Genomic DNA, 12,387 nt, shown 5'->3' with positions numbered 1-12,387 from the left:
TCGGTGAACATCGAGGTCAGATGCGCTGCGTTATTCCACCATGCGAGACGTTCCGGTTTGTCATCGACCGCGAGAACAGTCAGGCGGCCTGCTCAAGCCTTGTGTCTATCTCCTGGCGCAGCGCCGCGAAGTCGATTGGTTTGGTCATCAGATCGGTTGCGCCGTTCGCCAGCGCCTTGCGCCTTGTCTCGGCGTCGCCGTAGGCCGTGATCATGATGACCGGCACATCGGGGCGAACCGAACGCACGATGGGCAACATCTCCAGCCCGCTCATTCCGGGCATGTTGATGTCGGACAGGATCAGAATCAGGGTGGCATCCTCCATCTCGACCGCGCGCTCCAAGGCCGCGGGCGCGCTAGACGCGAACTCCATGAGAAAGCGGCCGGCGCGCAAATCGCGGCGAAACTGCTGGCGAAACAAGGCCTCGACGTCCGGCTCGTCGTCGACGACCAATATGTAGACGCTCAACTTCTGCCTCCGGTTCGCGATGGTGCAGCCAGCGTGCGTGGCAGCGTAATGATGAACTCGGTATAATCGCCGGGCTCGGTATCGACCTCGATGCTGCCGCCGTGCTGCTTCACGATGATGTCGTGACAAATTGAAAGGCCGAGGCCGGTGCCTTCGCCTGCGGGCTTGGTCGTGAAGAATGGATTGAATATCTTCTCTCTCACGTCGGCCGGGATGCCGGCGCCATTGTCGCGAATCCGGATTTCAACGGAGCCGCCCAGATTTGTGGTCGTCGCGCGCAACCTTGGCTCGAAGCCGCCGCCGGTGGCGTTCTTTTGTTTGCTCGCCGCGTAGAATCCATTGGAAACGAGATTGAGGACCACCCGCGTGATTTCCTGCGGATACAGCTCGAGCGCCCCTGCGGATGGATCGAGATTCCTTTCAAGCGTGATATTGAAGCCTGCTTTTTCAGCGCGCGCCCCGTGATAAGCAAGGTTGAGACTCTCCTCGACGATGGCGTTGATATCGGCCGAGCGGCGCTCGCCTGCCCCCTCGCGAGAGTGCAGAAGCATATTCTTGACAATGGAATCGGCGCGCGTTCCGTGCTGCACGATCTTTTCCAGATTGCCCTGCAGCAGGTGTATCAGCGCGTCGATGTCCTGCCTTGCTTCCTCGCCAAACGTGGCTGAGCGCAGCCCGTCGCGGAGCTCGTCGATCAGCTCGGAGGACAGCGCAGCGAAATTGTTGATGAAGTTGAGCGGGTTCTTGATTTCATGTGCAATGCCGGCGGTAAGTTGCCCGAGCGAGGCAAGCTTCTCGGTCTGGACCAACCGATCCTGCGCATTTCGAAGTCCCTCGAGCGACTGCGACAATTCCCTTGTGCGCTCGCGCAGTTCATTCAGCAGGCGTGCATTCTCGATTGCTATTACGCCCTGGTGCGCGAAATTGGATACGAGTTCGATCTGCTTGTCGGTGAAGGGCTTAACTTCCTGCCGGAAGATCGTGATAGTGCCGATCAGCTCATCTTCCTTGAGCATTGGCACGATGACGAGCGTCCTTGCGCCGGCAAGATCGGCGAGCGCGCGAACGTTCGGGTTGCCTTCGACGTAGGGCGGCTGAGTCCTGATATCGTCGATATGAACCGTCTGATGAGTTTTCTCGACGGTGCCGAGCCCGCTTGCCGGGTGCGGGCGAATTTTCTGGGATAGCCGGGTGTCAATATAAGCCTGTGGCGCGTTATGCAGCGCCACCGTGCGGAAGCCGCCGTCCTCGTAGAGATTCATGGTGCCGAAACCTGCGCCGCAAATGCGGGTCGCATTCTCCAGCATCTTGTCGAAGACCGGGGTCAAGGCGCCCGATGAAGCGCTTATGATCTCCAGCACCTCCGACGTTGCCGTCTGTCGCTCCAGCGATTCGTTCAGCTGCTCGAACAGACGCACGTTGCCGATGGCGATGACTGCCTGGTCTGCAAAGGTCTGAAGCAGGTTGATCTGCTTCTCGCCGAACGGGCGCACCTCCGTACGGCGTAACACGATCGCCCCCATGCTCTCGCCTTCTCGCAAAAGCGGCACGCTCAGGACGGTCCGAACGCTGGAGCGAAGCGCATATTCTCGTCCCGTCGGGAATTCCTCCCCCTCAGGCCCGAGCAGGTCGTGCACATGAACTGTGCGGCGATCGATAATGGCCCGGCCGGTGGGCGATTCCGCACTGATCGATCGTCGGCTCCACACCACGGGAACTTGGCCATGGTGCGCCTGGATAACGAGATCGTCCCCGTCCCTCAGAACGACCAGCGCATCATAGGCCTCGCAAAGTCCGCATGCGCTTTCCACAATGGCCTTGAGCACCGGACCGACCTCGGTCGGCGAGGACGCGATGACGCGCAGGATATCGGCGCTGCCGGTCTGGTACATCAGCGCCTCGGACAGATCCCGCGTCCTGGTTTGCAATTGCTCCAGGAGCCGCACATTCTCGATGGCGATCACGGCCTGGTCGGCAAACGTGGTGACGAGCTCGATCTGCTTTTCCGTGAAGGGCTGCACGCGCTTGCGGGCGATCACGATCGCGCCGATCGGCTCATTCTCGCGCAGGAGAGGAACACCGAGCGCGGTGCGCTGACCGGCCATGGTGATCGACGCCTGCAGGCCGTATTCGGGATCGGCAGCGACGTCGAGGATCTGCACCGGACGGCGTTCGAGGACGGCCCGACCTGTGACCGTGCTCCGTCCGGGGCTAATCGGGTGAACCCGCAGAAACTCGATGTATTCCTCGGAGAACCCTACCGCTGCTCCGGCCTGATATTCATCGCCCTCGCGGCGCATGATGAACGCCATCTCCGCTTCGCACAGCCGCGCCGCCGAATCGACCAGCGTATCGAGCACGGTTTGCAGGTCGAAGGTCGAGCGGCTGATCACCTTCAGCACATCGGCCGTCGCCGTTTGCTGCTGAAGCGATTCGGCGAGATCGCGCGTCTTCGCCTGGACCTCATCGAATAGCCGGACATTCTCGATCGCGATCACGGCCTGATCGGCGAAAGTGGAGACCAGGTCGATCTGCTTGTCCGTGAACGAGTTCACGGTCTTGCGGCCCAGGAACAGCACGCCGATCGTTTCCCCGGACCGAAGCAGGGGCACGCCCAGGAGGGTGCGATAACCGCCGGCCCTCTGCTGCTCGGGATAGGCATATTCGGGATCGACCAGGACATCCTGAATCTGGACGGCTTTGCCGCATAGCAGCACACGCCCAACGACGCTGCCGCGTCCAGCACTAAGCCGAATGCCCGCCGAGACTTCGGCCCACTCGGGCGAGAAATTGTATCGCGTTGCATGACAGTAGGCGCCGTCGGCGTCCTGCCGGACGATGGCCGCCATGTCGGCACCACTCAGCCATGCCGCTGATTCCGTCAGCGTGTCGAGAACCGGCTGCAAGTCAAACGCGGAGCGGCTGATGACCTTCAAGACATCGGCGGTCGCGGTCTGCTGCTGCAGCGATTCCCGCAGGTCGTCAGTACGCGCCTGCACCTCATTGAACAGCCGCGTATTCTCAATGGCGATAACGGCCTGGTCGGCGAAGGTCTGCAGAAGTTGCACATGATGCGGAGCGAAAGTACCGGGCTCGGTCCGCGTTACGCTGATCATGCCGATCACCACGCCGCCGGTCGCGAGCGGAACGAACAACATGCTGCGAAAGCCGCGGGCGCGAGCGATGAGTTTAATTTCGTTCGTCAGCGCTTCAGTGTCGGGAGTCGGTACTACCTTACCTGCCTGGACATCTGCGAAACTTTCAAACTCGGCAATCGGCCTCGGAAACATGTTCTTTAAGGCCTCGTCGGCGGCAGAATTCGTCGGCGTGAATGCCGCCAAATGGGCCGTGCCGTCGATGAAGCGGAATACGGTGGTCGAAAATCCGCCAAGCAAGGCATTGGCCTGCCTCGCAATTGCATCGAATACCGGCTTCACCTCCGATGGCGAACTGGCGATGATCTTGAGAATGTCCGCAGTGGCGCTCTCGCGATCTTGTGCGGCGCGCAATTCGGCCTGGAGCCGCGCATTCTCCTGCTGCAAATCCGTCACCACGTCCTGAGGAAGCGCGGCCATGATGAAAAATCCACATCGCCGGCCGGTTCGCGGCCGACGTCAAAATTAAATCAAGAAAGCGTCGGGAATTATTCCACCATCAGGTGCTTCCGACCAGACGTATCGTTAGTTGATTTTCAATCAACTGCGCGTCAATTCGCCTCCGCGATCTACCGAAGCGGCGAGTTCCACAAGTTGCCGCTGGGACTAATTTGCTTCGGTCCACTGATTTCGGATTGCCTCCAGTCTCTTCATGATCTGCCGGCAAGGTCTATCAGACCCCAAGAGGGCACCTCAGGAACGCATCGCGTCAATCGCGTGGGCTATCAGGACCGCAACGCTGACGCCGATAAGGATAACGAGGACCCAATTCAAAAACACGTTCGCCTCCAACCCTTGGAATTGAACGCGAGCAATTGTGCACAGTCAAAAACAACCGGCCCAAATTATTAATTTCGGCTTGGGCTGAGGATTCAATGTAACTGTTGCGTCCGTTGTCGGCCCTATCGATGGAATGCCATGAATAGAAGAACCCCGACAACGCACGCCGCGAGTGAGAGCAAGTAAATATCCACGGCAAATCCCGACTCATCTCGAGGTGGAGATTTAAATGGGAACTCGCATTATGCCCCGGTCAAGCCCAAAGCTTACCAGAACAGTCGATATGCCCTGTAACCTGCCAGCTGCGACAATCATGGCCCGGGAGCCCGAAAGTCTCCGTGGGGAATTAAATCTTATTTAATTCAGCTCTCACGCGACTGCAACCGGCGCATTCAAACTGAGCATTAGGAAGCGTTGCGATGTGCGCCACTCGCACTCGTCTTGCCGACGCCTTTTTCGACGTTTACGACAAACGACCTCGGTTTGGGGCCGAGGTCGCCAACCTTGGGGAAGGTTTGCTCCCGACGGGGGGCTTTTGATCTGGGGACTTGTCGGGAGCTTGGATTCGACTCGGAATTGGGAAAGTCGTTCCGTTTGCCGAGCAAATAAAAACTTGCCGAGCAAATAAAAGCGGCCTCGGCGAACGGCGCCGGGGCCGCTGCATTTCCGGCCATTCGTTCAGCTCACCTGTCCTATGGATCATCTTCGAGCCCGTCCCCATGGTCATCGGGGGCTTGTAAGCGCTTTCGGCGGACTTCACGGTCGTGTGCACGAAGCCATTTTGGCGGCCAGACGAAGCAATGCTGAAACAACGCGGTCCGATGCTGAGATGAGCGAGGGAGGTTTTAAATGCGTAGCCTAATTTTCGGGGTCGTGCTCGTTGCGCTAGCAGCAATCGGATCTTCATCGTTTATTTCGGCCGCTCTTTCGGCAACGCGGGATGCGAAGTCCGCAACGTTCTCAACGCGGTTCGCGCCAGCAACAAACATTGCCGCCTGCCCTTTGCCCCCCGGGCCGCGGACCGGTTCGGGCGTGCGTTCTTAGCGGCTGCTTTCCGAACCATGGATCGGCGCTCCGCTGTTCAATCAGGGCCTGGCACAGTTTCACGGTTGGAACGATGACAGCTGCACCCCAGGGATAATTGCGCTTTCGCGCGTGGCTTGGGGATATTCTGCCAATAGGTCAACGCATCTGTATTTTCCGAATCGACGTTCCATGGTCGCTCGCTCATGCGTGGCCGTTCGGGGGTGTAGGTGTGAGCCAGTTTCTATCGATGCTGCTGCTGACAACAGCCGTGGTTCTAACCGTCTGCTTCGGAGTGGCGGCCTGGCGCCTCTCTGACGAAAAGGACATTGACATCACTGGCCAGATCGCACGCCAGTCGTATGGATGGAAAGGGGCGCCGGCCAGATAACCCTTTCACTTGCCTCCTGCGCGCTCTGGTCTGAAATGCCGGCTGCACGTCGCTGGCACGGTCCTTGCCAATCCCGGCCTATCTTCACCGGTCCTGGCAGGGAGCCGTTTCGCGATGAAACAGAAATCTCGAACCTCAAAGCCGCAAAAGCCTACTTTGGCACACATGATCTCCGATTTGGTGAGATTGCTTAAGGCAATAAAGGATCTTGAGGGCCTAAGAAAGAAAGTCCGGCTAGCAGAAGGCTCTCGCGTATTGCACTAAGCTTGGGGTAAAGGCGCATTATTAAATAGATTATGGCTCGATCAGCGCAGCGATCTATTGATCGCAGACGATCAGTGGCGCGCCCGCCACGCCTTAGTACCTGGCGATGATGGGACCGCCAAAGCGGTAGTTCAACCGAGCCCGATGCTGACGTCCTGGCGATCCGCTCCCCGAAGGCGCATCGCTTGCCACGACGGAGGTCTGCTCCCTCCCGCTTGCGGGCGAGTTGAACGAGTTCGCGGCGATCCAACCTTCGTTCGTCGTCATTGCAATGACGTTGTTGATGCAGTTATGCCCGGAACTCCGTTCTCCTGCCCCGGACGCAGCGCAGCGCTACTTCAGCGGTGCGCTGCAGAGCCGGGGCCCATGTCTCAGCGAGTGCCTGGCTCCCTGGGTCCCGGCTCAGCGCAGCAACGCTCGCGCATTGCAGCGCGTCCGGGACACTAACTAGAAAGATGCGCCCTATCGCCGCGCACGCCGCCTCAAGCTTCAAGCAACCCGCTGGGGCCGCCACGCCGTGTAGAGACCGGCCAGGGTGCCGATGGCGACCAGCGCGGCCGCCAGCAGCAGCTGCAACTCCCCGTCATCGGTGGGGCCGACGGACGACACCAGCCGGGTCACGATGACGAACAGAATGCCGACGGCGGCCGCGGCCCCCACGCAGAGATAAGCGAGCTCCCGCGTCAAATTGCGGCCGAGAAGCCCGAGCGCCGTGAAATACATCGCGCAGGCGTTGGGATGAATGAACAAGGCGATGCGTGCGTAACGACCGTAGGCATCGAACAGCGACTCGCATCGGCGCAGGGCCGCCTTCGAGGCCACCCGCTGCAGGAACGGCCTGAAGAAGCGAGCCTGTCCGTAGCTGAGAACGGCGCCGAGGATGATGGCGAGCCATGCCACGGTGAAAACGGAGCCGTCCACGGCCTTGGGATTGAGCGCCACGGACATCAGGATCAAGGCTGTTCCGGGAAAATAGCCGAAGTACGGGAACACCGCTTCCAGCAGCACGCAGACGAACATGAAGGCCGGAAACCATGCCGACCCGGTGGCGCCATGGACGATCGCGTTCAAGTCGAACAGGCTCGTCCTGTACAGAACGAGGTACATGCACACGGCAAGGCCGGCCAGCGCGTAGAACGGCAACGCTCCCGATAGAAACCGTCTCATCCAACCATCGCGCTTCGTTTGGCGGAGACGACGGCCTCGCGCTGTTCCGGATCATGCTTTAGGCGAATGAGATCGCTCCTGTCGATAGCGCGCATTGCTACGCGATCGACAAAATCTCGATCTCCTGCGCGCCTGCCCCCACGACATCGCCGACCGCCTTGCCCATCAGCGACCGCGCCACCGGCGCGACGAACGAGATCGTCCCCGCCTTCGGGTCGGCTTCGTCCTCGCCGACGATGCGATAGGTCTGCACGCGGCCGTCAGCGCGGCTGAAGGTCACCGTGCTGCCGAAGGCGACGATATCGTTCGACACCGGATTGGGAACGACCTGCGCCGTGCGCAGCCGCTCCGTCAGATAGCGGGCATCGCGCAAGGGCACGGCCGATTGCCGGCGCTTCTCGTTGACGTCCTCGATGGCTTGCGCGGCCTCATAGGCCTCGCGGGCTTCTCGAAGCTGCGTCTGCAACGCCTGCAGGCCGGCTTCCGTGACGAGGTTGGGATGCGGCGAGATCGGGCGATCCGGCAACAGCGTCTCTGACGCGGTCTCGGCGCTGTCTTCCTTGGTAAAGGCGACGCTCAATGCAAGAATCCTGTCGAACCGTTCCGGGAGGCGGCGCCAGGCGCCGCCGCTTGTCCCGGACTATATCTCAAGTTCGACGAAACGACGGAGCTTGAAGACGATATCCGGCAAGGCCCGGCGGAACCGCGTTGCATTCTGGAAATTGGTCGAGAACGGCGCGAAGGTGATCATCGCGTTCCATTGCCGGTAGCCATAGACCGTGATTGAGGCCCCGGTTGCCGGAAAATCCTCCAGCTTGCGCAACTCGCCCAGCACGAGATCGGCGATCGCTTCGGCAGGCAGCAGCCGTTTGCCATCCCGCGTCGTGACGACCTTGGCAGGCTGCTCGACCTGCTCCACTTTGGCCGGTGCAGCGTCGGACGCATCCTCCTGCCGGATAGACGTCGCCTCGGCGACGGGCGCCGAAACCGCTTCCGCTCCGTTCGCGGGCATTGTCGGCGGCGCCTCGGTGAGCGGCGGCGGTGCAACATTGTCTGCGCGCTTGTTGCCTCCGAGGATGCTGCTGATCATGGCCACAAGGCCAGCATCCTTCACGTCGTCACTCATCATTCCCCCCGGCTTCGGCTTAACTCTAGCACCGCTCTCGCAGACCGCCACCGGGGATCTGCGACCGGAATCCGCCTGGCAGAGGCGGTTCGTCGCAGACCGTTGGTCGGAGGGCCCGGCTCTTCGACAGCCCGTTCTTCGAAGGCAGCAGCGGCGCAAAGCCCAGCATCCCGCGTCGCCGTACGATCCGTCACCGCTTATCGAACGGAATATATTGCTGGTACTGCCTGGGCACCGAGCTGCGATAGCGCGCGGGCACGGTGCCGGTGTCGATGGAGTGATCGATTTCCTGCTGCCGCGTCATCTTCTTCTTCGCCGGCTTCTTCGACGCACTCTTCTTGGCGTCGGTCGGCTGGCTGGAGCTGTCGGTGGTCGCAGCAGGTGCCGCCGTCGTTGCCGGCGCAGGGGCTGTCGCCGCAGGCGCGGCGGTCCCGCCGGCAGCGGGCGGGGTCTGGGCCAGCGCGAGCGGTGTCTGCATGATGAGCGCCAGCGCCGCTGTCGCGGCCAGCAAGTATGACTTTTGCATCAGAGCCTCCGAAATTGCCTGATCCCAACGAGGCCAAAGCTAGGCCTGCGGCATCGACACGTGCAAGTCTGTCAACATTAGGTCCGATCCCCCACGAGAAATGTGGCCGAGATCACATTGCTCGCCACCGGCGGCGGGCGCAGCCTTTCCTACAAGTTCCTCGCAGTCCGCTTCGGGTCTCAGACGACACGGGACCATCGAGGTCACCGGCATGGCAGACGGATGGTCGGTGATCACCCGGAGCGGGTCCGACCGGCATGATTGCGCCTGCTACCGCGCGACGCCGAGGCCGGCCTCCGCGAGCCGCGTCGCGAACCAGCGCGACAGCGCGTCGTCGGCGGCGCCGCTGACATAGACCTCCGACATCGTCAGCCGGTCCTTGTCCAGCACCAGCAGCACGCCGATCCAGTAGGGAAACCAGACATGGACATCGGTCAGCGCCCTCAGCTTGTGCTGGTCGTGCTCCAGCGGCGTGTGATTGCTCGCCTTGCGAATCTCCACGGCGAGCAGATTGTTCGGGATCTCGCGCTGATGCACGACGACATCGGGGTAGATCGACTTTCCCAGATGATCGTCGGTCGAGATGATGGTGCCGTGGGGCAGATGCAGCGTGCGCTCGCCGAGCCGGTCGTAATTGCAGTCGACCGACCAGCCGGAGAACTGCTTCTCCAGATGCACGGCGAAGCGGTGCGTGACCGCGCGCTCGCCGATGTCCTTCTCGAACAGGAAGCCCTCGTGGGCGTAGAAGTCCCGAAGCGCCGCGACCACCTTGTTCAGCTCGGTCTGCATCATGCCTCCCGACTCATTCGGCCTTGCGTCCCGACCGGTCTCTCGCTCCCTCGCCCCGTTCTTGCGGGGAGAGGGTGGGGTGAGGGGCCGTCTGCGCGAATTCGGATGGAATGATAAGTCGAACGCGCGCGGCGTGCGAGTCGGATGGTCCTTTACGTGGGCTTGCAGCCTGCCCTGCCCCTCACCCGGATGCGCCGGACGATGCTGCGCATCGCCGGGAGCAATCCGACCTCTCCCCGCAGAAGAGCGGGGAGAGGTGAAGAGACCGAGCATGCCTTACATCTGGACTTCGATCAGCCGCGGCCCCGGCTCGGCGACGGCCTCAGCCAGCGCCTTGTTGAACTCGTCGGCATTGGTGACGGCGCGGCCGGGCACGCCCATGCCCTTGGCCAGCGCCACGAAATCCAGCGTCGGACGGTCGAGCCGCAGCATGTCGTTGGCGCGCTGGCCGGGCTCGCCGGCGCCGACATTGTCGAACTCGCCGCGCAGGATCTGGTAGATGCGGTTGGCGAACACGATGGTGACGATGTCGAGGTTCTCGCGCGCCTGGGTCCACAGCGACTGGATCGTGTACATCGCGCTGCCGTCGCCGACCATGGTGATGACCTTGCGGTCCGGGCAGGCGATCGCGGCACCGATGGACAGCGGCGTCGAGAAGCCGATCGAGCCGCCCATGTTCTGCAGCCAATCGTGAGGAGCCGCCGCCGCGGTCGGCGGGAAGAAGCCGCGGCCGGTGGTCAGGGACTCGTCGACCATGATGGCGTTCTCGGGGATCGCGCACGCGATCGCCTGCGCGATCGAGGCGAAAGTCAGCGCGCCGGTCGGCTTGACCAGCTCCTGCAAGGCCTGCGGCTTGACGTCCTTGGCGCTGGCCTTCACCGCGCCGGCGAGCGCCTCGAGCGCGGCGACCGAGTTCTCGCCCCAGGAGGTCATGCGATGGACCTCGCAGCCTTGCGGCTTGAGCATGCTCGGCTTGTTCGGATAGGCGAAGAACGCCACGGGATCGTCGGACTCGACCAGCACGATGTGGCGGAACTTGGCCAGCATCGGCAGCGCCTGCTCGATCACGTAATGGATGCGGTCGATCGAGAAGCGGCCGCGGCCGCGCGCCATCTTGGGCCGGAAGGTCGGGCCCATCACGGTGCAGCCGGTCTTGTTCGCGATGCGCTCGGCGAACGCCAAGCCCCGCTCGCTGAGCGCGCTGCCGGTCATCAAGAGCAGCGTACCCTCGCCGTCGCCATGCAGGATCTTTGCGGCCTGCTCGACCGCCTGCGGCGAATAGCTCGCGCGCTGCTGCTCGGCCGGGACCTCGGCGATGCCGTCGGCCTCGTTCCAGGCGGTGTCGGCGGGCAGGATCAGGGTGGCGATCTGCGGCGGCGCGCTTTTGGCGGCGGCAATGGCCGCGGCGCCGTCGGCGGCGACCGATCTGGCATCCGGCGAGGTCCGGACCCAGGACGACATCGGCCGGGCCAGGCCCTCGATGTCGGAGGTCAGCGGCGCGTTGTAGCCGATGTGGTAGACCGCGTGCTGGCCGACGATGTTGACGATGCCGGAATTGGCCTTCTTGGCGTTGTGCAGATTGGCAAGGCCGTTGGCGAGGCCGGGGCCGAGATGCAGCAGGGTCGAGGCCGGCGTGCCCTTCATGCGGAAATAGCCGTCGGCAGCGCCCGTCACCACGCCCTCGAACAGGCCGAGCACGCAGCGCATGCCCGGCACGCGATCGAGCGCTGCGACAAAATGCATCTCGGAAGTGCCCGGGTTGGTGAAGCAGACGTCCACCCCGCCCTTGACCATCGTCCGCACCAGGCTTTCCGCACCGTTCATTCTTTTTGCTCCGCAACCGGCCACTTCCGGCGATCCACGCGATCAATCATTGTTCGCTCGGCCCGTCAAAGCAATAGCCGGCATCGCGGCCCTGCCCCGCATGGCGATGCGCCGGTTTGGCTAATACTCCGTTCCGGTGAGAGCGCTCCAACGTCTTCGAGCAAATTGGCGCGGTTGCCGATTTGGTAACACCATCCGTTAAGGATGCCCTGCCTCACGGCCCCGTGGCTTGCGGAATGCCCGCAAATATGGCCTGTGGCTTTTGTTGAATCGTTTTTTTCTGGGGGAAGCAATGATCCGGTTTTTTGCCGCGCAGATCACCGCAATGGCGCTCGTGCTGGCCGGCGCGGCCGACGCATCCGCGGCGGGAATGATAGACTTCACGGGCACCAGTTCCACCGGCTATCTCGGCGGCGGCGGCGCCAGCCCGATCCCCCGCACCACCGTCATGTACAACGGCAATTATGCGCCCGGCACGATCGTGGTGAACACGGCCGAGCGCCGGCTCTATCTGGTGCTCGGGAACGGTCAGGCGCTGCGCTACGGCATCGGCGTCGGCCGCGACGGCTTCCGCTGGGGCGGGATGCACAGGATCACCGCCAAGAAGGAATGGCCGGACTGGACGCCGCCCTCGCAGATGCTGGCCCGCCGCCCCGACCTGCCGCGCCACATGAAGGGCGGCATCGAAAACCCGCTCGGCGCACGCGCGATGTATCTGGGCTCGACGCTCTATCGCATCCACGGCTCCAACGAGCCGGAGACGATCGGCCAGGCGGTTTCCTCGGGCTGCTTCCGCATGACCAATGACGACGTCAGCGATCTCTATAGCCGCGTCGCGGTCGGTACCCCTGTGGTGGTGCTGAACAATTAGCG

At 62.3% G+C, this 12,387-nt stretch carries 9 protein-coding genes; 1 reads left to right on the top strand and 8 read right to left on the bottom strand.

Annotated features, from left to right (window positions below; genetic code table 11):
• Window positions 1-79: 79 nt before the first annotated feature.
• The 8 genes from AC066S_RS03585 to AC066S_RS03550 form a co-directional block, all read right to left on the bottom strand.
• Window positions 80-469: a response regulator gene (locus tag AC066S_RS03585; protein ID WP_126259238.1), complete on the bottom strand. Its 390-nt coding sequence runs from the start codon at window positions 467-469 to the stop codon at window positions 80-82.
• On the bottom strand, window positions 466-4,044 hold the full coding sequence (locus AC066S_RS03580; RefSeq protein WP_478268932.1) for a GAF domain-containing protein: 3,579 nt from the start codon (window positions 4,042-4,044) through the stop codon (window positions 466-468). The genes AC066S_RS03585 and AC066S_RS03580 overlap by 4 nt, the downstream gene beginning before the upstream one ends.
• Before the next feature lie 2,527 nt (window positions 4,045-6,571).
• Entirely contained in the window at window positions 6,572-7,249 is a 678-nt protein-coding gene (locus tag AC066S_RS03575; protein WP_126259236.1) for a hypothetical protein, read from the bottom strand.
• Between the two features lie 97 nt (window positions 7,250-7,346).
• Window positions 7,347-7,829 carry a transcription elongation factor GreA gene (greA, locus tag AC066S_RS03570; protein ID WP_126259235.1) on the bottom strand — a complete coding sequence of 161 codons (483 nt, stop codon included), beginning with the start codon at window positions 7,827-7,829 and terminating at the stop codon, window positions 7,347-7,349.
• A 60-nt stretch (window positions 7,830-7,889) separates the two neighbouring features.
• Complete coding sequence (locus AC066S_RS03565; RefSeq protein ID WP_478268931.1) at window positions 7,890-8,375, bottom strand: hypothetical protein; 486 nt, start codon at window positions 8,373-8,375, stop codon at window positions 7,890-7,892.
• A gap of 190 nt (window positions 8,376-8,565) precedes the next feature.
• The gene (locus AC066S_RS03560; protein ID WP_126259233.1) at window positions 8,566-8,901 is read right to left on the bottom strand and encodes a hypothetical protein; all 336 of its coding nucleotides are present in this window, start codon (window positions 8,899-8,901) and stop codon (window positions 8,566-8,568) included.
• A gap of 270 nt (window positions 8,902-9,171) precedes the next feature.
• Window positions 9,172-9,690, bottom strand: coding sequence for a hypothetical protein (locus tag AC066S_RS03555; RefSeq protein WP_135170887.1), 519 nt, complete (start codon window positions 9,688-9,690; stop codon window positions 9,172-9,174).
• A gap of 276 nt (window positions 9,691-9,966) precedes the next feature.
• Complete coding sequence (locus AC066S_RS03550) at window positions 9,967-11,514, bottom strand: acetolactate synthase large subunit (protein WP_126259231.1); 1,548 nt, start codon at window positions 11,512-11,514, stop codon at window positions 9,967-9,969.
• A gap of 292 nt (window positions 11,515-11,806) precedes the next feature.
• On the opposite strand from AC066S_RS03550, the gene AC066S_RS03545 reads away from it, so the two are divergent.
• The gene (locus AC066S_RS03545; RefSeq protein WP_126259230.1) at window positions 11,807-12,385 is read left to right on the top strand and encodes a L,D-transpeptidase; all 579 of its coding nucleotides are present in this window, start codon (window positions 11,807-11,809) and stop codon (window positions 12,383-12,385) included.
• Window positions 12,386-12,387: the final 2 nt, after the last annotated feature.

The sequence above is a fragment of the Bradyrhizobium sp. CFUWI genome (assembly GCF_056429085.1).
The sequence above is the reverse complement of the archived record's forward strand: the minus strand, read 5'-3'. Positions and strand labels throughout refer to the sequence as shown.

Excerpts from the sequence above, each read along its gene's own strand:
- AC066S_RS03580 (WP_478268932.1), bottom strand. The coding sequence starts at position 4,044 with ATGGCCGCGCTTCCTCAGGACGTGGTGACGGATTTGCAGCAGGAGAAT.
- AC066S_RS03575 (WP_126259236.1), bottom strand. The coding sequence starts at position 7,249 with ATGAGACGGTTTCTATCGGGAGCGTTGCCGTTCTACGCGCTGGCCGGC.
- AC066S_RS03565 (WP_478268931.1), bottom strand. The coding sequence starts at position 8,375 with ATGAGTGACGACGTGAAGGATGCTGGCCTTGTGGCCATGATCAGCAGC.
- AC066S_RS03560 (WP_126259233.1), bottom strand. The coding sequence starts at position 8,901 with ATGCAAAAGTCATACTTGCTGGCCGCGACAGCGGCGCTGGCGCTCATC.
- AC066S_RS03555 (WP_135170887.1), bottom strand. The coding sequence starts at position 9,690 with ATGCAGACCGAGCTGAACAAGGTGGTCGCGGCGCTTCGGGACTTCTAC.
- AC066S_RS03550 (WP_126259231.1), bottom strand. The coding sequence starts at position 11,514 with ATGAACGGTGCGGAAAGCCTGGTGCGGACGATGGTCAAGGGCGGGGTG.
- AC066S_RS03545 (WP_126259230.1), top strand. The coding sequence starts at position 11,807 with ATGATCCGGTTTTTTGCCGCGCAGATCACCGCAATGGCGCTCGTGCTG.